The sequence below is a fragment of the Promicromonospora sp. NPDC090134 genome, from assembly GCF_044746965.1.
Taxonomy (GTDB): Bacteria; Actinomycetota; Actinomycetes; order Actinomycetales; family Cellulomonadaceae; genus Promicromonospora.
On sequence record NZ_JBIVCZ010000012.1, the window covers coordinates 140,344 to 163,603 of the forward strand.

Annotated in this window: 19 protein-coding genes; 9 read left to right on the forward strand and 10 right to left on the reverse strand. The window is 70.8% G+C overall.

The window, feature by feature from the left end; all coding sequences use genetic code 11:
* The first annotated feature begins 496 nt into the window (after nt 1–496).
* Both ACIPN7_RS26310 and ACIPN7_RS26315 read left to right on the forward strand, forming a co-directional pair.
* On the forward strand, nt 497–1,663 hold the full coding sequence (locus ACIPN7_RS26310) for a HupE/UreJ family protein (protein WP_400549529.1): 1,167 nt from the start codon (nt 497–499) through the stop codon (nt 1,661–1,663).
* Nucleotides 1,660–5,337 carry a PQQ-binding-like beta-propeller repeat protein gene (locus ACIPN7_RS26315; protein WP_400549531.1) on the forward strand — a complete coding sequence of 1,226 codons (3,678 nt, stop codon included), beginning with the start codon at nt 1,660–1,662 and terminating at the stop codon, nt 5,335–5,337. The genes ACIPN7_RS26310 and ACIPN7_RS26315 overlap by 4 nt, the downstream gene beginning before the upstream one ends.
* Before the next feature lie 149 nt (nt 5,338–5,486).
* Here the strand turns inward: ACIPN7_RS26315 and ACIPN7_RS26320 are convergent, their stop codons facing one another.
* The 4 genes from ACIPN7_RS26320 to ACIPN7_RS26335 form a co-directional block, all read right to left on the reverse strand.
* Nucleotides 5,487–6,932, reverse strand: coding sequence for a class II fumarate hydratase (locus ACIPN7_RS26320; protein WP_400549533.1), 1,446 nt, complete (start codon nt 6,930–6,932; stop codon nt 5,487–5,489).
* 94 nt (nt 6,933–7,026) lie between these two features.
* The gene (locus ACIPN7_RS26325; protein ID WP_400549535.1) at nt 7,027–7,689 is read right to left on the reverse strand and encodes a carbonic anhydrase; all 663 of its coding nucleotides are present in this window, start codon (nt 7,687–7,689) and stop codon (nt 7,027–7,029) included.
* Nucleotides 7,686–8,603: a carbohydrate kinase gene (locus ACIPN7_RS26330; RefSeq protein WP_400549537.1), complete on the reverse strand. Its 918-nt coding sequence runs from the start codon at nt 8,601–8,603 to the stop codon at nt 7,686–7,688. Before ACIPN7_RS26330 ends, ACIPN7_RS26325 begins: the two co-directional genes overlap by 4 nt.
* Complete coding sequence (locus ACIPN7_RS26335) at nt 8,600–8,872, reverse strand: exodeoxyribonuclease VII small subunit (protein WP_400549539.1); 273 nt, start codon at nt 8,870–8,872, stop codon at nt 8,600–8,602. Before ACIPN7_RS26335 ends, ACIPN7_RS26330 begins: the two co-directional genes overlap by 4 nt.
* Before the next feature lie 151 nt (nt 8,873–9,023).
* Between ACIPN7_RS26335 and ACIPN7_RS26340 the strand changes: the two genes are divergently transcribed.
* Together ACIPN7_RS26340 and ACIPN7_RS26345 are read left to right on the forward strand one after the other, a co-directional pair.
* Entirely contained in the window at nt 9,024–10,643 is a 1,620-nt protein-coding gene (locus ACIPN7_RS26340) for an ABC-F family ATP-binding cassette domain-containing protein (protein ID WP_400549541.1), read from the forward strand.
* Nucleotides 10,644–10,736: 93 nt separating this feature from the next.
* A complete protein-coding gene (locus tag ACIPN7_RS26345) occupies nt 10,737–11,480 on the forward strand; it encodes an SDR family oxidoreductase (RefSeq protein WP_400549543.1) in 744 nt (247 codons plus the stop codon).
* On the opposite strand, the gene sigJ is transcribed toward ACIPN7_RS26345, so the two are convergent.
* Nucleotides 11,446–12,402, reverse strand: coding sequence for an RNA polymerase sigma factor SigJ (gene sigJ / locus ACIPN7_RS26350; RefSeq protein ID WP_400549545.1), 957 nt, complete (start codon nt 12,400–12,402; stop codon nt 11,446–11,448). The two genes, ACIPN7_RS26345 and sigJ, sit on opposite strands and share 35 nt — an antisense overlap.
* Nucleotides 12,403–12,557: 155 nt before the next feature.
* On the opposite strand from sigJ, the gene ACIPN7_RS26355 reads away from it, so the two are divergent.
* Both ACIPN7_RS26355 and ACIPN7_RS26360 read left to right on the forward strand, forming a co-directional pair.
* Nucleotides 12,558–13,307 (forward strand): class I SAM-dependent methyltransferase, encoded by a 750-nt coding sequence (locus tag ACIPN7_RS26355; RefSeq protein WP_400549547.1) that lies wholly within the window; start codon nt 12,558–12,560, stop codon nt 13,305–13,307.
* Between the two features lie 49 nt (nt 13,308–13,356).
* Complete coding sequence (locus ACIPN7_RS26360) at nt 13,357–14,010, forward strand: TetR/AcrR family transcriptional regulator (protein ID WP_400549549.1); 654 nt, start codon at nt 13,357–13,359, stop codon at nt 14,008–14,010.
* Here ACIPN7_RS26360 and ACIPN7_RS26365 read toward each other — a convergent pair.
* The 4 genes from ACIPN7_RS26365 to xseA all read right to left on the reverse strand — a co-directional run bounded on the left by ACIPN7_RS26365 (nt 13,971) and on the right by xseA (nt 17,874).
* The gene (locus tag ACIPN7_RS26365; protein WP_400549551.1) at nt 13,971–14,378 is read right to left on the reverse strand and encodes a RidA family protein; all 408 of its coding nucleotides are present in this window, start codon (nt 14,376–14,378) and stop codon (nt 13,971–13,973) included. The genes ACIPN7_RS26360 and ACIPN7_RS26365 overlap by 40 nt on opposite strands.
* 121 nt (nt 14,379–14,499) lie before the next feature.
* Nucleotides 14,500–15,642: an epoxide hydrolase family protein gene (locus tag ACIPN7_RS26370; RefSeq protein ID WP_400549553.1), complete on the reverse strand. Its 1,143-nt coding sequence runs from the start codon at nt 15,640–15,642 to the stop codon at nt 14,500–14,502.
* A 40-nt stretch (nt 15,643–15,682) separates the two neighbouring features.
* Nucleotides 15,683–16,579, reverse strand: coding sequence for a phosphotransferase enzyme family protein (locus tag ACIPN7_RS26375; RefSeq protein WP_400549555.1), 897 nt, complete (start codon nt 16,577–16,579; stop codon nt 15,683–15,685).
* Between the two features lie 32 nt (nt 16,580–16,611).
* A complete protein-coding gene (gene xseA / locus ACIPN7_RS26380; RefSeq protein WP_400549557.1) occupies nt 16,612–17,874 on the reverse strand; it encodes an exodeoxyribonuclease VII large subunit in 1,263 nt (420 codons plus the stop codon).
* A 63-nt stretch (nt 17,875–17,937) separates the two neighbouring features.
* Between xseA and ACIPN7_RS26385 the strand changes: the two genes are divergently transcribed.
* The gene (locus ACIPN7_RS26385; protein WP_400549559.1) at nt 17,938–18,975 is read left to right on the forward strand and encodes a 4-hydroxy-3-methylbut-2-enyl diphosphate reductase; all 1,038 of its coding nucleotides are present in this window, start codon (nt 17,938–17,940) and stop codon (nt 18,973–18,975) included.
* Between the two features lie 119 nt (nt 18,976–19,094).
* On the opposite strand, the gene rmuC is transcribed toward ACIPN7_RS26385, so the two are convergent.
* On the reverse strand, nt 19,095–20,597 hold the full coding sequence (rmuC, locus tag ACIPN7_RS26390) for a DNA recombination protein RmuC (RefSeq protein WP_400549561.1): 1,503 nt from the start codon (nt 20,595–20,597) through the stop codon (nt 19,095–19,097).
* A 196-nt stretch (nt 20,598–20,793) separates the two neighbouring features.
* Between rmuC and ACIPN7_RS26395 the strand changes: the two genes are divergently transcribed.
* Nucleotides 20,794–21,624 (forward strand): ABC transporter ATP-binding protein, encoded by an 831-nt coding sequence (locus tag ACIPN7_RS26395; protein ID WP_400549563.1) that lies wholly within the window; start codon nt 20,794–20,796, stop codon nt 21,622–21,624.
* Complete coding sequence (locus ACIPN7_RS26400; protein ID WP_400549565.1) at nt 21,606–23,219, forward strand: hypothetical protein; 1,614 nt, start codon at nt 21,606–21,608, stop codon at nt 23,217–23,219. The genes ACIPN7_RS26395 and ACIPN7_RS26400 overlap by 19 nt, the downstream gene beginning before the upstream one ends.
* The last annotated feature ends 41 nt before the right edge of the window (nt 23,220–23,260 follow it).

A 23,260-nucleotide genomic window follows, 5' to 3' on the forward strand; every position in this document is an offset into this window, starting at 1 on the left:
ACGCAGGCGCCGTTGCGCTACCTGCCCGAGCTTGACTCTGACCAGCAATGACGCAGGTCAGGCGCTGCGACCCTCATGTGCCGTCCCACGCCCGGGCATAACGCTCTGAGTCGTCCGACGACGGCTGTCCACCGACGTTCATGAGGTACCTGCATCGTTCGGCGGGTCTGCCCCCTGCCACCGTCCTGGGGCCGTTCAGTTGCCGCCGTCTTTTCTTCACCCACGGGATACCCTCCGGCCGCTTCCGGCCGTTAGAAATCTCAGGTGCACGCCCGTACCTGGATCTTCGGAGGTTTCTCAGGTGAGCCATCCGGACATCTCCCCGGCGCTTCCCAGCGCCTGGCGACGATGCGATGGGTACAGACGAGCGCCGTTCGCCACGACTGGGCGCGCGTCCCCTACCGGTTGAACGACGAGCTCATTGCCGAATCCATCCTCCAGGTGGGAACTCAGGTCGTGGAGCGCCCCGCCGCCGCTAGCAGAACACCGAGGCAGCATGAACCTCCGCCACTTGACGACCGTGGGCATCGGGCTGAATCCGCCTGATTCGATCGACTGCTTCCTCATGTCCCTGATGCGACGCGCCGTCGCGCTGCTCGGCGTGGCCGTGATCATGGCGCTCTTCGGCGCGAGCGCGGCCTCGGCCCACGTGATCGCCTCCAGCGGCTACTCGGAGATCACGCAGGACGGCTCGAACGTCTCGTACAAGTTGAGCCTCGAGTACAGCATCCTCAACCGGGCGATCGTCCTGAGCCCCCTCGCCCCGGACGAGATGGACGACGACCAGAAGGAGGAGGCGCTCGAGGCGCACGCGGCGGAGATCGCGGAGTACCTGGAACCCCGGGTCATCGTCTCCCTCGACAGCGAGGCCTGCTCGCCGACCTTGCAGTCGACGTCGATCAGTACCAGAGACCTGCTTTCCTACGCCGACCTTCTGCTGGTGTACTCCTGCCCGGGCAGTTCAGGTGAGTTCGGCCTGCAGTACACCGTGTTCGGAGATGCCGAGGCAGTCGCCGACGATCACACGAACAATGCCGAATACCACCTCGGCGGCCAGAGCGGGCAGGTCCTCTTCGACCGCTCCCACCACAGCTACAACATCGGTAAGAGCACCCTCTGGGGCTCCGTGTCGCAATACGCCGTCACGGGTGTGGAGCACATCCTGACCGGCCTGGACCACGTGCTCTTCATCATCGCTCTCATGCTCGGAGCGTCGTCCTTCCGCGATCTGCTGAAGGTCACCGCGATGTTCACGCTGGCCCACAGCGTCACCCTGATATCCACCTTCGTCGGCGTCATTCACGTGCCGGCCACCGTCGTGGAGCCGCTGATTGCGCTCTCGATCGCCTTTGTGGCCATCGAGAACCTCTTCGGCTCCACGCACCGCCGCCTACCGGTGGTCTTTGTCTTCGGTCTTCTTCACGGACTCGGTTTCGCCGGGTCCTTGCAGATCACCGACGAGATGAGCTGGAGCTTGGCAGCATCTCTGGTCAGTTTCAATGTTGGTATTGAAATTGGCCAGGCGGCACTGGTGCTGGTGATCTTCCCGCTGATCTTACTTTCCCGCAGGACCCGATTCTCGACCCTGGTATTTCGCGTGGTGACGTCGATCGTCGCCGCGTGTGGGCTCTTCTGGTTCGTAGAAAGGTTCTTCCTCGCATGAGTCTCCATCCTCCTCTGGACGCCGCACCTGAAGGTGTGGCCGAACCAACAGGCCGTGCACGGCGTACGGGCCCGTGGCAGAAGGCGCTGTACATCACGACGGGTGGCCTCACCGCCCTCGTCGTCGGCGCCCCGCTGACGTCCGCGGTCTCCGCTGAGATCGACCCCCCGATGGCCACCGTGACGGGTGTCGTCTTCGAGGACCACGACAACGACGACCGTCAGGAGAAGGATGAGCCCGGCATCGCCGGCGTCACCGTCTCCGACGGCGCGCAGATCGTTGTCACCGACAATTTGGGCAAGTACTCCTTCGAGACGTCGACCGACCGTCGCGACACCGACCTTGTCTTCGTGACGCAGCCGGCCGGCTACTCGGTGGGCGTCGACGAGTTCATGACCCCGCGGTTCTACCGCAACCTCGGTCAGCTGAGCGACGGCGTCACGAAGACCGCCAACTTCGGCCTCCGCAAGGACGAGAAGTCGGCCACGGGTGGCTTCACCTTCGGTAATGTCGCCGACCCGCACGTGAACGCCCAGCTCTCCGAGCAGATCGCGGAGATCAACTCGACCGACCAGGACCTGGCCTTCATCCAGGTCAGCGGTGACCTCACCAACAATGCCTCGGACTCTGAGTTCGCGTTCTACAAGAACGGCGCCGCCGCGTCGAACGTGCCGGTGTGGCCGGCCGTGGGTAACCACGAGTACGCGGGTGGTTCGGGCTACTCGGTCCGGATCAACAACTACCGCAAGAACGTCGGACCGGAGTGGTACTCGTTCGACTACAGCAACCGTCACTTCCTGGTCCTGGAGAACAACGGCGCGGCTCCCTTCGCCGAACAGCTGGAGTGGGCCAAGGCCGACCTGGCGCAGAACATGACACGCAAGAAGCACCTCGTCGTGCTGACCCACCAGCCGATGAACGTCCCGTTCGGCTCGTCCGAGGTCTACGACGAGTACGGTGACCTGCTCGAGCAGTACAAGGCGGAGCTGATCCTCGTCGGCCACGAGCACTCCAACGATGTCGAGCCGAACAGCGCCTTCGCGAGCACGGCCAAGCACATCCAGACGGTCTCCAGCTCGTACACGATCGACAACGCGCCGCGTGGTTTCCGCTACGTCCACATGGACAACAAGACCTTCGAGAACCCGTTCCGCCTGTACGGCGCTGAGAAGGACCTGACGATCGTCAGCCCTGCTCCGAAGAGCTCCGTCCCGCTGGACAAGTTCCCCGGCGTCCAGATCAACGCCTACGACACCACCGACGCGCCGGTCTCTGCCCGGTACCGCATCGACACCCGCGCGTGGCAGGACCTGGCGCCGACGGGCGAGTTCACCTGGTACGCCGCCCTGCCGGAGAACCTGAGGAAGCCGGTCGGCGACCACACCATCAGCGTCGAGGTTCTCGACGAGGCCGGCCGTACGTGGAAGAAGAACGCCACGTTCACCCTCACCGACGAGAAGGCCATCAAGCCTGTCGCCGGCGAGGACTGGGCCCAGCACCACGGTAACGAGCAGCACTCCGGTGTCTCCGAGGACCTGATCAACCCCGGTCAGCGTCTCGCCTGGTCCTACCGCACCAAGGGCACCTACCTCACCGGCTCCCCGGTGATCGTCGACGGTGTCGTCTACTCGGGCACGCGTGACGAGAACGGTGACGGGAACGCCGCCGTGCACGCCGTCCAGCTCGCGACCGGCAAGAAGCTGTGGAGCTACACGGTTCCCGCCTCGATCCACGGCAGTATCGCCGTGTCGAACGGCACGGTGTTCGCCCCGACCCTGCGCGGAGAGCTCTACGCCCTCGACGCGACGACCGGCGAGCTCCAGTGGAAGTCCTCGCCCGAGGCCGCTCCCGAGCCCTACAACCAGCGCACCTACGGCTACTACGGAGTCACCGTTGCCGACGGCAAGGTGCTCTTTCCGTACCAGACCCGCCACGGCGAGGCTTCGCGCGGCCTGCTCGTCGCACTCGACGAGAAGACCGGTGAGCGGATCTGGGCCTCGCCCATGGCCGGTGCGACCATGAGCGACGGCACCCCCGCCGTCTCCGACGGTCGCGTCTACGTCGGTAGCCAGGACGGCAGCATCGTCATCGCCTACGACCTGAAGACCGGCGAGAAGCTCTGGCAGGGTACGGACACGCTCGGCGGCTGGCAGGACGGCGTCCCTTCCGCTGCTGACGGTCGCGTCTTCATCGGCTCGAACAACGGCATCGTCGCTCGCGACGGCGCCACGGGCGCTGTCCTGTGGAGCTACACGAGCTCGCACCCGTCGCTCGTCAACGGTGGCGCAACGCCCGCTGCTGCGACGATCAAGGGCAACACCGTGTACATGGCGTTCCCGAGCGGGGCTGTCACGGCCCTGAACGCGACCACCGGTGCAGTGCAGTGGGACCGGCTCCTGCCCGGCTCCCAGTACCGCGGCGGATCGTTCACGTCCCCGGCCCTCACCGGCAACACCCTCTTCGTGGGTGCCAACAGCGGTGGCTTCTACGCGCTCGACGCCCGTACGGGTCAGCCCATGTGGGAGCAGAACATCGGTACCTGGGTCTCGGCCGGACCCGCGGTCAGCGGCAACACGGTCGTCGTCGGTGCCTTCGACGGCAACCTGTACGCCTTCACCCCGGGTGGCACGCCGGCCAAGGCCTGGCCCGTCGTGACCGGCAAGGTCACCAACAAGGACGGCGGGGTTCCCGTCGCCGACGCGGGTGTCCTCGTGGTCCAGGACGGCAACATCATCGGCACCACCAGCACGGACGCGAACGGCAACTACCGGTTCGGCATCGAGGCGGGTCCTGGCACGTACACGATCCAGTCGTCGCAGCTCGGCTTTGCCACCAGTGCCAAGGAGGTCGAGGTCACGGCGACCGGGGCCACGGGCATCGACCTGGAGATCGCCACGGTCAGCGTCGATGCCAGCATCGGCAAGCGCATCACCAGCGGTGGCCTCGTCGAGGGCACTCTCGGTGACGTCGTCATCGAGAACAAGCACCTCGCCATGACGATCGCCAAGGCGTTCAGCGACCCTCAGCTGGCCCCGTCTTCCTTCGGCAAGGTCATCGACATGGCCCAGACCGGCAAGCCGGACAACCTGGACTGGATCAACCTGCCCTACGTGGGTTCGGCTGAGCCCCTCACGGGCAACGCATGGCAGCAGCTTCAGGTGATCTCGACGAAGGTCGAGATCACCGAGAACTCGGGTGAGAAGGCGGTCGTCAAGGTGACCGGTGCCTCGTCCGAGATCCCCGGCCTGAACGTGGTCACGACGTTCACGGCCACCCCCGATGACGAGTTCATCACCGCGGAGTCCGTGTTCACGAACACCACCGGTGCGGCACTGCCGGTGTGGCTCGGCGACGCAATGGACTACGACACGGCGGGCAGCCACTCGCGCACCGCGGGCTTCCCCGCGGTCACGAGCGGCGGACCGTTCAGCCAGGCCCCCGACGCCAGCCGTTGGATCGGTCAGTCCGGTGACGACACGCAGACCTATGGTCTGATCTACGACGACGCCAGCGGCCCGTTCGTCGGTTACTCGCAGAGCAACTTCACGATGAGCAAGTTCAAGGTCACGATCGACGCAGGCTCGAGCTTCACGCTGAGCCGCAAGATCGTCGACGCCTCGCACGAGGGGGACGCCGACAAGTTCGACGTTCTCGACCGGATCGCTGGTCAGTAGTACACGGTGCTCCGAGCGCGCGACTGAGTAGTACGCGCGTCTGAACGGCGGAAGAGGGCGGCCGGTCCGGCCGCCCTCTTCTGTCGTCTCCAGCCCTCGCCGTCGGGCACCCAGCCCTCGCCGCTGGCGGGCGCTCGGAACGAGTGGCGTCAGGCCTGCGGCGGTCGCGTCATCGACAGCACGTCGAGCGCCGTGTCGAGCTGCTCCTCGGTGACCTCGCCGCGCTCGACGAAGCCGAGGTCGACCACGGCCTGACGCACCGTGATGCCCTCCTTGACCGCGTGCTTGGCCACCTTGGCCGCGGCCTCGTAGCCGATCGCGCGGTTGAGCGGCGTGACGATGGACGGCGACGACTCGGCCAGCGCGCGGGCGCGGTCCACGTTCGCGGTGATGCCCACGATCGTCTTGTCCGCGAGCACGCGCGACGCGTTCGACAGCAGGCGGATCGACTCCAGCACGCCCTGCGCGATCACCGGGATCTGCACGTTCAGCTCGAACGAGCCGCTCGCGCCGGCCCACGCGACGGTGGCGTCGTTGCCGATGACGCGCGCGCAGACCATGAGCACGGCCTCGGGGATGACCGGGTTGACCTTGCCCGGCATGATCGAGGAGCCCGGCTGCAGGTCGGGCAGCGCGATCTCGCCCAGGCCGGTGTTGGGGCCGGAGCCCATCCAGCGCAGGTCGTTGCAGATCTTGGTCACGGAGACCGCGATGGTGCGCAGGGCGCCCGACAGCTCGACCAGGCCGTCCCGCGCGGACTGCGCCTCGAAGTGGTCCCGCGCCTCGGTCAGCGGCAGGCCCGTGTCCTGCGCGAGCAGCGCGATGACGCGCTGCGGGAACCCGGCGGGGGTGTTGATGCCCGTGCCCACGGCGGTGCCGCCCAGCGGAACCTCCGCGGCGCGCGGCAGCGCGGACTGCAGGCGCTCGACGCCGTAGCGGATGGCGGCGGCGTACCCGCCGAACTCCTGGCCGAGGGTGACCGGGGTGGCGTCCATGAGGTGCGTGCGGCCCGACTTCACGACGGTCGCGTACTCGTCGGACTTGGCCTGCAGCGCGCCCGCCAGGTGGTTCAGCGCGGGGATCAGGTCGTTGACCACGCCCGACGTCGCGGCGACGTGCACCGAGGTGGGGAACACGTCGTTCGAGGACTGCGACGCGTTGACGTGGTCGTTCGGGTGCACGTCCTTGCCGAGCGCGGCCGTGGCGAGCGTCGCGAGCACCTCGTTGGTGTTCATGTTCGACGACGTGCCCGAGCCGGTCTGGTAGACGTCGACCGGGAAGTGGCCGTCGTGCTTGCCGGAGGCGACCTCGTCGGCCGCGGCGACGATGGCGTCGGCGATGTCCTGGTCCAGCACCCCGAGCTCCGCGTTCGCGGTGGCCGCGGCCTTCTTCACCCGGGCGAGCGCCTCGATGTGGGCGCGCTCCAGCGGGGTGCCGGAGATCGGGAAGTTCTCGACGGCACGCTGCGTCTGCGCTCGGTACAGGGCGTTCGCGGGGACGCGGACCTCGCCCATGGTGTCGTGCTCGATGCGGTAAGCGGCGTTGGTGTCGCCGGGCTCGGTCGAGCCCGACGAGACGACGGTGTCAGCAGTCATGGGTCTATCGTGCCGCAGGCTCGGGCGGGTGACGCATCCCAGCGCGTGACTCGTGTCACCCCGGCCCGCCCGAGCCCTTCCGGTCGCCCGGTGGTCAGGGCCGCTCGCCGACCTCGCCGATCACGTCGACCATGCGCGCACTGCCGACCGCGAGGTCGTACTCCAGGCCGACGACGGCGCAGCGGCCCTCCTCGACCGCGCGGGCCAGCGCTGCCGAGTAGCCGTGCAGCATCCCGACCGTGTGCTTCACGTGCTCACGGCGCAGCACGTCCTGGTCGGACAGGGCGGCCATGGCCTGGGCGGGGTCGCCCGAGGTGATGCTCGCGATCGAGGGGATCACCCGGTCCACGACGGCGCGCACGAACCCGGGCGGCTGCTCGCCGGTGGCGAGCGTGTGGGCGGCGGCGGCGACCGCGCCGCACGAGTCATGCCCCAGCACCACGACCAGTGACGCGCCGAGCACCTCGACCCCGTACTCGATCGACCCGACCACGGTGGTGTCCACGACGTGTCCCGCGGTGCGCACCACGAACACGTCGCCAAGGCCCTGGTCGAAGATGATCTCCGCGGCCACCCGCGAGTCCGAGCAGCCGAAGATCACGGTGTGCGGGTGCTGCGCGGCCTGCAGCTCGCGCCGCCGGTCGGCGTTCTGGGACGGGTGCGCGGGCGCGTCCGCGACGAACCGGTCGTTGCCCTCGCGCAGCCGCTGCCAGGCCTCGCTCGGGCTGAGCCGATCCGGGCCCTGGACGGTGCTCACAGGCCGACCTCCTCGCGACGCGGCGGGTTGGCGCCCGCCCGGGAAACGGTGATGGCGGCGACGGCCACGCAGCGGTCCAGCACGTTCTGCACCGTGGCCGCGCCGACGGCGTTCAGGGCGTCCCGCCGGGCGGCGCCCAGCAGGTCGTGCTCCCACAGGCCGTCGATCAGGGCGCCCATGAACGAGTCGCCGGCACCCACGGTGTCGACCACCTCGACGCGCGGGGCCACGGCCTCGACCTCCCCGGCGTCGGACACCGCTACCGCGCCCTTGCCGCCGAAGGTGACGACCACCAGCGCGGGCGTACCGCGCTGCCAGTCGCGGGCGACGGTCACCGGGTCGGTCCCGGGATAGAGCCAGGCCAGGTCCTCGTCGCTCACCTTGACCACGTCCGAGAGCTGCACGAGCGCCTCGACCCGCGGACGCACCTCGTCGGCCGGTCCCATGATCGCGGGCCGGGCGTTCGGGTCGTACGTGACGGTCGACGTCGTGCGCGCGCCGTCGAGCAGCATGCTCACCTCGGCCGCGCCGGGCTCCAGCATCGCCGCGATCGAGCCGGCGTGGACCGCGAGGGTCTCGGCACCGGCCGCTGCCGCCGCCGGGACCTGCCAGGTGAGGTCGAACTCGTAGGTGGCCGAGCCGGCGTCGTCCAGCGTGGCGACCGCCGTGCTGGTGCGCTCCGCGCCGTCGCTGCCCTCGACGAGCTCGACGGCCGAGTCGGCGAGCCAGCCGCGCACCGCGTCGCCCCGCGCGTCGGTCCCGAACCAGGTCGCGAGCCGGACCTCCCGGCCCAGGCGGCCCAGCGTGAGCGCGACGTTGGCGACGCTGCCACCCGGGTGCTCGGCCGACGAACCGTCGGGCCGGTGCACCCCGTCCACCAGGGCCTCGCCCACGGCGAGGACGTGCGCGCTCACTCGGCCTCCTCCGGCGAGTCGGGCGTCGCCGTCGACGCGTTCTGCGCGGCCGCGAGGCGCTCGCGGGCGCCGTCGAGCCACTCCTGGCAGCGGGCGGCCAGGGCCTCACCGCGCTCCCAGAGCGCGAGGGACGCCTCCAGCGGTTCGCCGCCGGCCTCCAGCCGGCCGACGACCTGCACGAGCTCGTCGCGCGCCTGCTCGTAGCTGAGGGAGGCGACGTCGGGGGCCTTCACCGGTTCGCCTGCATCGGTCACAGCATCTGTACTCACGGGGAACAGTCAACAGCACACCGCCGACATCCGGGGTCCGCTGTCCACAGGTGCGACGTCGACGGGCCCGACGTCCGGCAGACCCAGCGTCCGACCCGGAGCCCGGAATCAGTTTGGTCCAGGCCGGTCCGGCATCGGACCATGGTGACCCATGGGCCATCTAGAAGTCGCGCACGCCGAGTACCACCTGCCGGACGGCCGGACCCTCCTGGGGGACGTCTCGTTCCGCGTCGGTGAGGGCAGCGCGACGGCGATCGTCGGCCCCAACGGCGCGGGCAAGACCACGCTGCTGCGCCTCATCACCGGCGAGCTGGAGCCGCACGGCGGATCCGTGGTGGTCAGCGGCGGGCTCGGCGTGATGCGCCAGTTCGTGGGCTCGGTGCGCGACGAGACCACGGTGCGCGACCTGCTGGTCTCCGTCTCCGACGCGCGCCTGCAGCAGGCGGCCCGCGCGGTCGACGAGGCCGAGCACGCGATGCTCACCGTCGACGACGAGGACGCCCAGATGGCGTACGCGCAGGCCCTGTCGGACTGGGCCGAGGTGCGTGGGTACGAGGCCGAGACGCTCTGGGACGTGTGCACCATGGCCGCACTCGGCGTGCCCTACGACCGCGCGCAGTTCCGCGAGGTGCGGACCATGTCGGGCGGCGAGCAGAAGCGGCTCGTGCTGGAGGCGCTGCTGCGCGGCACCGACGAGGTCCTGCTGCTCGACGAGCCGGACAACTATCTGGACGTGCCGGGCAAGCGCTGGCTGGAGGAACAGCTCAGGGCCACCCGCAAGACCGTCCTGTTCGTGTCGCACGACCGGGAGCTGCTCTCGACGGTGGCCGACCGCATCGTGTCGCTGGAGCCCGGCCCGGCCGGGGCCGACGCCTGGGTGCACGGCGGCGGGTTCGCCACGTTCCACGAGGCGCGGCGCGAGCGGTTCGCGCGGTTCGAGGAGCTGCGCCGGCGCTGGGACGAGAAGCACGCCCAGCTCAAGAAGCTCGTGCTGACCCTGCGCAACCAGGCCGCGAGCAGCCCCGACATGGCCTCGCGCTACCGGGCGGCGCAGACCCGCCTGCGCAAGTTCGAGGAGGTCGGCCCGCCGCCCGAGCCGCCGCGCGAGCAGGACATCACGATGCACCTGCGCGGCGGGCGCACGGGCCTGCGCGCCGTGACCTGCGCGGGGCTGGAGCTCACCGGGCTCATGAAGCCGTTCGACCTGGAGATCTTCTACGGCGAGCGGGTCGCGGTGCTGGGCTCCAACGGGTCGGGCAAGTCCCACTTCCTGCGGCTGCTCGCGGGCGGCGACGTCGCGCACTCAGGCTCGTGGAAGCTCGGGGCGCGCGTGGTCGCCGGCCACTTCGCCCAGACGCACGCCCACCCCGAGCTGTTCGGGCGCGCGCTGCTCGACATCCTGTGGGAGGACCACGCGCAGGACAAGGGCAAGGCGATGGCACGGCTGCGGCGCTACGAGCTCACCGTGGCGGCCGAGCGGCCGTTCGACCGGCTGTCCGGCGGCCAGCAGGCCCGGTTCCAGATCCTCCTGCTCGAGCTCGCGGGCTCGACGGCGCTGCTGCTCGACGAGCCCACCGACAACCTCGACCTGGAGTCGGCCGAGGCGCTGCAGGAGGGCTTGGAGTCCTTCGACGGCACCGTGCTGGCCGTGACGCACGACCGCTGGTTCGCGCGGTCGTTCGACCGGTACCTGGTCTTCGGCTCCGACGGCATCGTGCGCGAGACGCCGGAGCCCGTCTGGGACGAGCGGCGGGTCGAGCGGGAGCGCTGAGCGGCGCCTGTCACAGATCCGGGGTGCTCCCGGTCGAACACGTGACGGGCCGTCCCGGCCCGTCCGCGAACATCGCCAACCAAGGAGCACACCATGAAGATCGTGGTCATCGGCGGCACGGGCCTCGTCGGCAGCCAGGTCGTGAGGAATCTGGAGGCGCACGGGCACGAGGCGGTCGCCGCCGCGCCCCAGACCGGCGTGAACACCCTGACCGGTGAGGGTCTTGACGAGGTGCTCGAGGGCGCGCAGGTGGTGATCGACCTCAGCAACTCGCCGTCGTTCGCCGAGGAGGACGTCACCAACTTCTTCCGCACCTCGACGACCAACCTGCTCGAGGCGGAGAAGAAGGCCGGCGTACAGCACCACGTGATCCTCTCGATCGTGGGCGCCGACGGCATCGACTCCGGCTACATGCGCGCCAAGGTCGTGCAGGAGGACCTGGTCAAGGCCTCCGGCTCGGGCTGGTCGATCGTCCGGTCCACGCAGTTCTTCGAGTTCCTCGCCGCGATCGCCGACACGGCGACCGTCGACGGCGTCGTCCACATCGCGCCCGTCCGCTTCCAGCCGATCGCCTCGGCGGACGTCGCCAGGTTCGTCGGCCGGACCGCCGCGGGCACGCCGCTCGGCGCGACCATGGAGATCGCCGGCCCGGACGCCTTCGGGTTCGACGAGATCGTGCGCAAGCACCTCGCCTCGAAGGACGACCCCCGCGAGGTGCGCGCCGACCCGAGCGCGACCTACTTCGGGGCGGAGCTCAAGGACGCCGAGCTCGTCCCCGCGGGGGAGGCCCAGCTCGGCGAGGTCAGCTACGACCAGTGGCGGGCGGCTCAGGCGTAGCGTCCGCGGTGCCGGCCTCCGGCGTGGCCTGGTCCGCCCAGGCCCGCCGGAGCGGCGCCATCTTGTCCGGGTTCATCTGCCACATCAGCTCCTGCACGCCCCCGTCGGACACCGTGGCGGACAGGACGCCGACCAGCACGCCGTCCCGCTCCATCGCGAAGCCCTCGGCGCCGTTGACCTCGACCGGACGCGTGGTGATGCCCGCCCAGAAGGTCTCGGCGAACGACGACAGGACGCGGGCCACCTTGTTCCGGCCCTGGACCGCGACCCGGGCGACGTGCTTGGCGCGGCCGTTGCTGTCGGCGCGCGTCACGACGTCCTCGGCGAACAGCCGCTCCAGCCGGGCGACGTCGCCCACCCGGGCCGCGGCGAGGAACGCGGTGAGCAGCTCACGGCGGGCCGTGTCGCTCACCGCGTTGGTGCGCTCCGAGGCGAGGTGCTTGCGGGCCCGGCTCACGAGCTGGCGGGTCGCGGTGGGGGAGACGCCCACGATCTGGGCGATCTCCGGGTACCCGTAGTCGAACGCCTCACGCAGCACGTACGCGGCGCGCTCCGTGGGGGAGAGCTTCTCGAGCAGCACCAGTACGGCGACGTCCAGCGCCTCCGCCCGCTCCGCGCCGAGCGTCGGGTCGTCGCTGGTGTCCACCGGCTCCGGCAGCCACGGACCGATGTACGTCTCGCGCCGTGACCGCGCGCTCTGCAGCACGTTGATCGCCAGCCGGGTCGCCGCCGTCGTCAGGAAGGCCTGCGGGTTCACGACCACCGAGCGGTCCGTCGTCTGCCACCGCACCCAGGTCTCCTGCACCACGTCCTCGGCCTCCGCGGCGGAGCCGAGCATGCGGTAGGCGATGCCGAACAGCCGGCGGCGGGCCGACGCGAAGACCTCCGCGGCGTCATCGAGCGTGTCCACATCGCCTGTCATCGTGCTCTCCTGGGGTCGCGCAGTTCTCCCCGGGGGAGACACCGGTCGTTCGCGCACGGCCGGTGTCTCGTCCGGTCGCGCGCCTCGATACCCTCCTGACCGTACGCGACCGAATGGCCTTGGGCCTGGTCCGACGGTAGGTGAACATTGTTGCCATGACCACACCCGACCCGATCTTCGTGGACCCCCGCCTCGCGCGCCTCTACGACGCCTTCGACGACGACCGCAGCGACCTCGATCTGTACGTCGGCCTCGCCGAGCGGCTGGGCGCCCGCAGCGTGCTCGACGTCGGCTGCGGCACCGGCGTGCTCGCCCTGCTGCTGGCCGCGCGCGGCCTCGACGTGACCGGCGTCGACCCCGCCGCCGCGTCCCTGGAGGTGGCCCGCCGCAAGCCCGGCGCCGAGGACGTCACCTGGGTCGAGGGCGGGGCCGACGCCGTCGCCGGGCTGGGCCTCGCGGCCGACCTCGTGACGATGACGGGCAACGTGGCACAGGTCTTCACGAGCGACGACGACTGGGCGCGGGCGCTCGCGGCGGTCCAGGACGCGCTCCGTCCGGGCGGCGTCCTCGTGTTCGAGACCCGGGTCCCGGCGCGACAGGCCTGGCTCCGGTGGACCCGCGAGCACTGGTCGGCCCGCCGCACGATCCCCGGCGTCGGCGAGGTCGAGACCTGGACCGACCTCCTGGAGGCCACGCTCCCGCTGGTCACCTTCCAGCACACCTACCGCTTCCCGTCCGGCCTGTTGCCCGACGGCGACGTGGTCACCTCGGTCTCGACGCTGCGGTTCCGGGAGCGTGACGAGATCGAGGCGTCGCTGGCTGCCGCCGGGTTCACGGTCGAGGAGGTGCTGGACGCGCCCGACCGGCCGGGCCTCGAATGGGTGTTCGTGGCCCGCCGGGGCTAGGGGCGCGGCGCGCCCTTTTCATGGCAGTGCCATGTCATAGGATTCCCGCATGGCGAGGCAGAAGGATCCGGCGGTGCGCACGCAGCTCCTGGAGCGTGCGGCGCGGATGCTGCGCGAGCGCGAACCGATCACGCTGCGGTCGCTCGTCGACGGGACCGGGGTCTCGACGATGGCGGTCTACACCTACTTCGGCGGGATGGACGGGGTGTGGCGCGCGCTGCGCCAGGAGGGTTTCACCCGGCTGGCGGCGCGGTTCGAGACCCTCGCCGTGCCGGAGGACCCCGTCGAGGACCTCGTGGCGGGGGTGGCGGCCTACGTCGTCAACGCGCTCGAGTTCCCCGACCTCTACCGGGTCATGTTCGACGCGACCGTCGAGCTCGAGGACGTCGCGGCCGCCGAGGCGACCCTCGGCTACCTCGTGCGTGCCGCGCGGCGCTGTCGCGACGCGGGCCGCATCGCCGAGGACGCCGACCCCGAGCGGCTCGCCACCGAGGTCTGGACCGTGAGCCACGGGATCGTGTCCCTGGTGGTGAGCCGGGTCGCCTCCCGGCGCACCCTCGCCTCGGGCGTTCCCCTGCTCACCGCGGTGATCGTCGCGGCCGGCGACGATCCCGCGGTGTGCCGGCGCTCGGTCGAGGCCGGCTGGGTCGCGCTGCGCCCCCCTCAGGGCAGCACGGCGATGGCGTCGACCTCGACCAAGTAGCCCGGCGCGGCGAGCGAGGTGACGCCGATCCAGGTGCTCGGCTGCTGGAACTCGACGCCCAGTGTGGCGGCCGCCCGCTCACGCCCGATGACGAACTGCTCGGCCTTCGCCTCGTCGAGGTCGACGATGTAGACGGTGACCTTGGCCAGGTCGGCCGCCGTCGCCCCGACCGCGTCGAGCGCGGCGGCGATGTTGAGGTAGGCCTTCTCTGCCTGTGCGGCCACGTCGTCTCGGCCCACGAGGTTGCCCTCGGTGTCCCACGACACCTGGCCGGCGAGGTAGATGGTGCGCGAACCCTGCGTGTCGGCCACCTGGTGGTGGACGTCGACGCGGTTGACGCCTTCGGGGTGCACCAGCTTGACGGTCATCGTCCTGCTCCTTCTTCTCCACGGTCTCCTCGAACCCCTAAAACATAACACTGCGATGCTATGTTATCGAGGATGTGTGGGCAGGGTCACGCCGGCCGGGAACTGGTGGGCGGAGGCCAGTTCAGTCGAGGCCGCGGAAGAAGTCGTGGATGTCGTCCGCGAGCAGCTCGGGCTCCTCCATCGCGGGGAAGTGCCCGCCCTCGGCGTGCTCGCTCCAGTGGCTGACGGCGTTCCACGGGTCGAGCGCGCGGCGCATCAGCGGGTGCGTGTCGAACACGACCCAGCCGGCCGGCACTCCGGAGGGGGCGAGCCAGTCGAGGCCGGAGTGCTCCGACTCCCAGTAGAACTGCGCGCTGGAGGCGCCGCTGCGGGTGAACCAGTACAGGCTGACGTTCGTCAGGAGCTGGTCACGGTCGACCGACTCGTCCGGCGTCGGGCGGGTGGGGTTGGTCCAGGTCTGGAACTTCTCGGCGATCCATGCGAGCTGGCCCACGGGGGAGTCGACCAGGGCCGCGCCGATCGTGTCGGGGCGATGGTTCTGCATCTCGAAGTAGCCGCGCTCGGCCACGTCCTTGGCCCGGACCGCCTCGATCTGCGCGATCTCGTCGTCGGACAGGCCCTCGGGGTACGGGAACTTGTCGCCGACCATCCCGAGCGACCGGCCGTCGCTGCCGACGTGGGTGCCGATGACGCGTTCCGGGTACAGCGCCGCGAGGCGGCCCGTGATGCCCGCGCCGATGTCGGTGCCGTGCGCGGCGAACCGCTCGTAGCCGAGCCGCGTCATGATCTCGGCGTACGCCTCCGTGGTCCGGGCCAGCTCCCAGCCCGTGCCGGACAGCGGCGTCGAGAACCCGAAGCCCGGCAGCGACGGGATCACCACGTGGAACTTGTCGGTGAGCAGCGGGATCAGGCGCTGGTACTCGACGAACGAACCCGGCCAGCCGTGGTTCAGGACGAGCGGGGTGGCGTCCGGGTCGGCCGAGCGCGCGTGCACGACGTGGAACGTCTGGCCGTCGACGACGGTGGTGAACTGCTCGTAGGCGTTGAGCGCGGCCTCCTGGGCGCGCCAGTCGAACCCGTCGCGCCAGTACTCGGCGAGCTCCGTGAGGTAGGCCTGCGGGATGCCGCGGCTGAAGTCCGCGCGGTCGACGCGGCCGGGGACGGGGACCGGCCGCCGGGTGCGTGCGAGGCGGTCGTGCAGGTCGTCGAGATCGGCCTGGGGGATGTCGATGCGGAACGGAGTGAGTGCGGTGTTCTCGGTCATGACAGCTACCTTTCCAGGAGAGGCGGACAGGTACTGTCCGCTATTTCGGTTCGCCTGAGGCTGGCGTTGCGAGACGTTCCAGGCCGCGCCGGGCGTCCTCCAGTCCGTTCTCGTTGTCGCGCTGGTCGCGGATGCCGGTCAGGTCACGCTCGGTCAGCCTCCGGGCGAAGTACGCGGCCCGTACCGCGAAGCGGAACCGGCGGAACGCGTCGAGGTGACGCAGCTCGGACGCGTCGAGCGGGCCCGCGGCCGAGTAGGCGTCGAGGAACGCCCCCGCTCGCTCCGGCCCGCCGAGATACATCACGGCGGAGGCGACGTCGTAGAGCACCGGGCCGCGGCACGCGCCCGTCCAGTCGATCAGGCCGACGGCGTCGGCGGCGGCGTCGTACCGGAACGCCTCGGGCGCGGGATCGGTGTGCAGGACGGACCAGGTGACGGTCAGGCGGTCGGTCGCGCCACGGGCTGTGTCCACCGCGCGGGGGAGCCAGGGGTGGTTGCGCACGCCGGGCGCGTCCGCCGTCAGCCAACCGAAGAACCCGGTGGTGCCTGGTCCCTGTCGTGCGGGGGCGCCGGCGTGGTGCACCTGGGCCAGGGTGGCCCCGATCCAGCGCTGCTCCTCGACGGTCGTTCCGCCGAGCTCGCTGCCGGGGACGTGCTCGAGGAGCGCCAGGCGCTCGTCCGGTGCGACGAGCGCGCCGAGCACGGTGCGCACCGGCCTGCCGGTGGTCAAGCCCGCGCGGCCCAGCCGCTCGGCGACCGAGCATCCTGTTGCCAGCAGCTCGACGTCCGCCGCGGAGACCCGTTTGGCGACGTAGGAGGCGTCACCGGCACGAACCAGCCACGTCCTGGAGTTCATGCCTCCGTCGATGGTGGTGACCGTGGTCGCGTCCAGACCCCAGTGGTTCCGCAGGGCCTCGTCGAGCGCATGGGCGTCCATCTCGCCACCTTCACACCGGCTGGTGCGCCGGCCTAGGGAATAGTCGCGGTGACCTCCGCGTCGAGCGCGCCCTGTGCCAGGCGCACGTGCACGCCGGCCCCGACCGTCACGTCGTCGGGATGGCGCACCACGTGGCCGTCCGCGCGCTGCACGACGGCGTAGCCGCGCTCCAGCGTCGAGGCCGGCGACAGCGCCCTGACCTGGGCACCGAGCCGGCCGATCTCGCCGCTCGCCCGCAGGAGCAGCGCGTCGAGGGCGTGCCGGCCGTGCCGGATCGCCTGGAGGACGTCGCGTTCGCGCGACTCCAGCATGGTCTGCGGCGTCGCGAGGACAGGGCGCGACCGGACGCCGTCGAGCCCACGCTGCTCGCGGTCCAGCATGGCCGCGACGGCGCCGCGCATGCGGGAGCGGGCCTGGGTCAGGCGGAGCCGCTCCTCGGAGACGTCGGGCACGATGCGCTTGGCGGCGTCGGTGGGGGTGGAGGCGCGGTAGTCGGCGACCAGGTCGAGCAGCGGTGCGTCGGTCTCGTGCCCGATCGCGCTGACCAGCGGCGTGCGGACCTGCGACACCGCGCGCACCAGCGACTCGTTGCTGAACGGCAGGAGGTCCTCGACCGAGCCGCCGCCGCGTGCCACGACGATGACGTCGACCCGTGGGTCCCGGTCGAGCTCGGTGATGGCGTTCGACACCTCGCGGACGGCGTTGACGCCCTGCACCGCGACCTCGCGGATCTCGAACCGCACCTGGGGCCAGCGGGCGCGCGCGTTGACCACGACGTCGTGCTCCGCCTTGGACTCGCGCCCGCAGACCAGCCCGACGACGGCGGGCAGGAACGGGAGGCTGCGCTTGCGGGAGGCGTCGAACAGGCCCTCCGCGGCGAGCACCCTCTTCAGGGCCTCGATCCGGGCCAGCAGCTCGCCCACGCCGACGGCCTTGATCTCGTTCGCCTGCATCTGCAGGGTGCCGCGCTTGGTCCAGAAGACGGGCTTGGCATGCACCACCACGTGGTCGCCCTCGGCCGGCGGCTGCGCCAGGGTGCTCAGCACGCGCGAGAAGATCGTCACGGGCAGGGACGCGTCGGCGTCCGTGTCGCGGAGCGTCAGCCACTGCATGCCCGAACCAGGCCGTAGGTTGAACTGCACCACCTGGCCCTCGACCCAGACCGGCGGCATCTTGTCGATGTAGCCCTTGATCTTCTCCGAGAGCACGCGCACCGGCCAGGGGCTGGTGGGCGTGGTGTCGAGCGCCTTGCGGGGCAGCTCGGTCGGGAGGGTCTGCTGGGTCGGTTCCGTCACGTGTCCAACCCTGCCACCCACCACCGACACAAGCCCTCCGCACACCGCCCCTAGACTGAACCTGTGAGTGTCACGAGCCCTGAGCGCCCTGCCCGGACCAAGACGAAGCGCGTCCTGCTGGCTGCACCCCGTGGTTATTGCGCCGGAGTGGACCGCGCCGTGGTCGCCGTCGAGAAGGCCCTGGAGACCTATGGCGCGCCCGTGTACGTGCGCAAGGAGATCGTGCACAACAAGCACGTGGTCGAGACGCTGCGCGAGCGCGGCGCCATCTTCGTCAACGAGACCGACGAGGTGCCCGAGGGCAGCCGGCTCGTGTTCTCCGCGCACGGGGTGTCGCCCGCCGTGCGCGCCTCGGCCGTGGCGCGGAGCCTCGACACGATCGACGCGACCTGCCCCCTGGTCACCAAGGTGCACAAGGAGGCCGTGCGGTTCGCCAAGGACGACTACGACATCCTGCTGATCGGGCACACCGGTCACGAGGAGGTCGAGGGCACCGCCGGCGAGGCGCCCGAGCACGTGCAGATCGTCAACTCGCCCGACGAGGTCGACCAGGTCGTGGTGCGCGACCCCGACAAGGTCGTGTGGATCTCGCAGACCACGCTCTCCGTGGACGAGACCATGGAGACCGTCCGCCGGCTGCGCGAGAAGTTCCCGTCGCTGCAGGACCCGCCCAGCGACGACATCTGCTACGCCACGCAGAACCGCCAGGTCGCGGTGAAGAAGCTGGCGCCGGAGTGCGACCTGGTCATCGTGGTCGGCTCGGCGAACTCGTCCAACTCGGTGCGGCTGGTCGAGGTGGCGCTCCAGGCGGGCGCCACCGCCTCGTACCGCGTGGACCGCAAGACGGAGATCAAGGACGAGTGGCTGGAGGGCGTCACCACGGTCGGCGTGACCTCGGGCGCGTCGGTGCCGGAGATCCTGGTGCAGGACGTCATCGCGCACCTCGCGGAGCACGGCTTCGGCACCGTCGACGAGGTGCGGACCGCGACCGAGGACCTCATGTTCTCGCTGCCGCGCGAGCTGCGCGCCGGCCTCAAGGCCGCGGGCGAGGAGACCAAGCGTCCCCGTCGCGAGTCCCGCACGGAGCTCCCGCAGGCATGAGCTCTGCTGCCCGGCGGCCCGCGGGCCGTAGCCCGGGTGATCGGTAGAACGTCAGGTGGTCGGCAACCCGGGTTGCCGACCACCTGACGTTCTACCGGCCACTTCGATCTGCCGGGGCGTCAGCCCGCCGCGCTGTCCTTCTGGGCGTTCTTCTTGGCTGCGGCGTCCTCGACAGCCTCCAGCGCGCGCTTGTCGGTCACCGCGAGCTCCGTGACCTCCAGCGCCTGCACCAGGATCCCGTCGGCCTCCTGGTCCTGCGCCCGGTCGATCGCGACGATGCCGCCCTCCTCGGCGGCCAGCAGCTCGGGCTTGGTGATCGGCCGCGGCACCTCCTCGATGCCCCGGATCTCCTCGATGCCGTCCTTCTCGTCGACCACGTCGAGCTCGACCATCCGGCGGGCCGACGTCAGCACGTTGCGCTCGAGCGAGCCGATCATCTGGTTGTAGCTCTTGGTCGCCGACTCCAGCGCGCGTCCCGTCCGGGTGACGTGGCCGGTCATCGTGACCAGGCGCGCGTACAGCTCCTTGCCGACGGAGAGCACCCGCTGCGCGTTCTCCGCGAGGGCCTCCTGCCGCCAGGCGTAGGCGACGGTGCGCAGCAGCGCGAGCATCGTGGTGGGCGTGGCGATGATGACGTTCTTCTGCGCCGCGTACTCCAGCAGCTCGGGCGCGCGCTCCAGGGACGCCGAGAGGAACGCCTCGGCGGGCACGAACATCACGACGAACTCCGGCGCCGGCTCGAACTGGTTCCAGTACTTCTTGCCGGCCAGGTCGTCCACGTGCTTGCGCATGTGCCGCACGTGAGCGTCGAGGCGCTGCTCGCGGTACGCGGCGTCGTCGGACTGCTGGGCCTCCAGGAAGCCCAGGAACGCGACCTTGGAGTCGACGACGACGCGCTTGCCACCGGCGAGGTTGATGACCATGTCCGGGCGGAGGATGCCGTCCTCCGTGGTGACCTGCGCCTGCTCGGTGAAGTCGACGCGGTTGATCATGCCCGCGGACTCCACGACCTTGCGGAGCTGCAGCTCGCCCCACGCGCCGCGGGTCTGGGACGAGCGCAGCGCCGTGACCAGGTCTGCCGTGCCGTTGCGCAGGTCGGTCGAAACCTCGGCGACATTGCGCATCTGCTCGACCAGGGCGCCCTGACCCTCGATACGGGCCTTCTCCGCCTGGAGCACCTCGCTGCGCACCAGCTCGACGGCCTTGGTCAGTGGGTCCACCAGCGACTTCACGGCCTGCTCGCGCTGGGCGAGGGCCTGTTCCCCGGCCGACGCCGACCGCTTGAGCCGCTCCTCCGCGAGCTCCAGGAACCGCTTGCTGTTGGCGTCCAGCGCGTCGCCGGCGAGCGCCTGGAACTGGCGCCGTGCGTGTTCCTGCTCGGTGCGGGCGGCCGCGATCTGCTCGGCGGCGCGCTCGCGGGCGTCGGTGATCTGCTCGTCCGCGCGGTCCCGCGCGGCCTCCACCTGCCGTTCGGCCGCCTCGACCTGGGCGCGCAGACGCACGGCTTCCAGGTCCGACTCGCGCACGGCCGAGGTGCTGCGCTGCGCGTGCCCGAGCCACCCCAGCAGCGCACCGACGACGAGGGCGCCGAGGGCCAGCAGAATCGTTGCGGCGATGTCCATGGGCGACAGGCTGCCACGAGCCACCGACAGTCCCGTACGCCGACACCCCGAGCCGCCCCGATCGTCCGGTATGCGCCGGACATCGGTCCCGTATCGCCGCAGGTGACGTTGTCCGACCGGAGACGGACGGTCTATCACCCGCACTCATCCTCGCGTCGGATCCGGTGCGTCGGAGGTCCCGGCTAGGTTGGTTGCCATGACGACCCCAGTCGACCCAGACCCGCCGGGCAGTGCCGGCCCGCAGGACGCCCCGGAGCCGCCCCCGTACGACCCGTCGGCAGCGCTCAGCGTCCGCGGCCTCTGGAAGCGGTTCGGGCAGAAGATCGCCGTCTCCGGCGTCAGCCTCGACGTACCGCGCGGCTCGTTCTACGGCCTGGTCGGCCCCAACGGCGCGGGCAAGACCACCATGCTCTCGATGGCCACCGGCCTGCTCCGCCCGGACTTCGGTACCGCGTGGGTGCAGGGCGTGGACCTCTGGGCCCGGCCCGACGAGGCCAAGGCCACCCTCGGCGTCCTGCCCGACGGCGTCCGTCTCTTCGACCGGCTGACCGGCCGCCAGCTCCTCACCTACGCGGGGATGCTGCGCGGCATGGACAAGGCCACCGTCGTCGAGCGCACGAACGACCTGCTCCAGGCGTTCGACCTCGGCGCCGACGCCGACACCTTCGTCGTCGACTACTCCGCGGGCATGACCAAGAAGATCGCGCTGGGCAGCGCCATGATCCACGCCCCGCGCACCCTCGTCCTGGACGAGCCGTTCGAGGCGGTGGACCCCGTGAGCGCGGCCAACATCCGCGACATCCTCAAGGACTACGTGTCGGGCGGCGGCACCGTGATCGTCTCCAGCCACGTGATGGACCTGGTGCAGCGCATGTGCGACCACGTCGCGGTGATGGCGGCGGGGCAGGTCCTCGCCGCGGGCACCGTCGACGAGGTGCGCGGGGAGCAGAGCCTGGAGGACCGGTTCGTCGACCTCGTCGGCGGTCGCCAGCACTCGGAGGGGCTCTCATGGTTGCGCGGTTCCTGACCCTCAAGCTGACGCTGATGGGCAACACGTTCCGCAAGAGCGTGTGGCAGACGATCGGCCTGGTCGTCGCCTCGCTGTACGCCCTCAGCGTCGTCGGCCTGGTCGTCGTCGCCGTCGTCGGCCTCGGCGTGCTGCAGGACCCGGCGTGGGCCGGGCTGGCGATCACGCTCGGCGGGGCCCTGACCGTCCTGGGCTGGTGGATCATCCCGATCTTCGCGTTCGGCGTCGACGCCACGCTGGACCCGCACCGGTTCGCCACCTTCGCGATACCCCGGCGCACCCTCGTGGCCGGGCTGGCCGTCGCGGGCCTGGTCTCCGTGCCCGGCATCGCGACCGTCCTGGTCGTCCTCGGCACCTCCTTCGCCTGGGTGCTGGAGCCGGGCACGCTGCTGGTGGCGCTCGCCGGCGGGACGCTCGGCGTCGCGACCTGCGTCATCGGTTCCCGCGCCATCACCACGCTGCTGGCGCCCGTGCTCGAGTCCCGGCGCTACCGCGAGGTCGTCACGCTCGTGGCCCTCGTGCTCGTGGTGTCGATCGGCCCGATGATCGGCTGGCTCGCCAACGGCGTCGAGGTGTCCATGGAGGCGGAGCCCGAAGGCAGCACGGGCGTGCAGCTCCTGCCCGTCTTCGAGCAGGCGGCCGGCTTCGTGGGGTGGACGCCGTTCGGCGCGGCCTGGGCGCTCGCGGGCACCGCGCACGACGGCGACTGGGCCGGTCTGGCGGGGCGGCTCGCCGTCGCGCTCGGCACGATCGCGCTGGCCTGGCTGGTCTGGGACCGCGCGCTGGGCCGCGCGCTGGAGCGCCCGCCGGTCGGTGACGGCGGCGGTGGCCGGGCGAAGGGTCTCGGCGCGTTCGGCCGGGTCCCGTTCTCGCCCACCTGGGCCGTGACGGCGCGGACCGCCACGTACTGGTTGCGCGACCCGCGCTACTCGGGGTCCCTGGCGATCGTCCCGCTGCTGCCCGTGATCATGTACTTCTCCGGCCAGAGCACGGGCAACTACTTCCTGCTGCTCGCGACGGGGCCGTTCGTGGCCTGGATCCTCGGCTTCAGCATCTCGAACGACATCGCCTACGACAACACGGCGTTCGCGCTGCACGTCGCCTCCGGCGTCGACGGCCGGGCGGACCGGTGGGGTCGGGCCATCCCGATGCTCACCGTGGGACCCGTGGTCACCGCGGCCACCGTGATCGCGTCGGTCTGGGTCGCCGATGCCTGGCACCTCATGCTGCCGCTGCTGGGGCTGGCCTTCGGCTCCCTGCTGGTCAGCACCGCCGTGGCGTGCGCCGTCTCCGCGCGGCTCGTCTACCCGGTGGCCAAGCCGGGCGAGAGTCCGCTGAAGTCTCCGCAGGGCGCCGCCGTGGCCACCATGGTGTCGCAGGGCATCGGCTTCGTGATCACCCTGGGGCTGTCGGTCCCGGTGTTCGCCGTGGGGATCGCCGCCCTGGTGCTGGGCGGGGTGCTGTGGGGCGTCGCCACCCTCGTCGTCGGCGTGCTGTACGGCGTGCTCGTCCTGGTGCTGGCGGTGCGGTTCGGCGCCCGCGTGTACGACCGGCGCCTGCCGGAGCTGCTGCAGCAGGTGCAGTCGTTCCCGTGAGCCCCGGGCCCGGCCCGTGCGATCTGGGCCTGCGGCCCGGG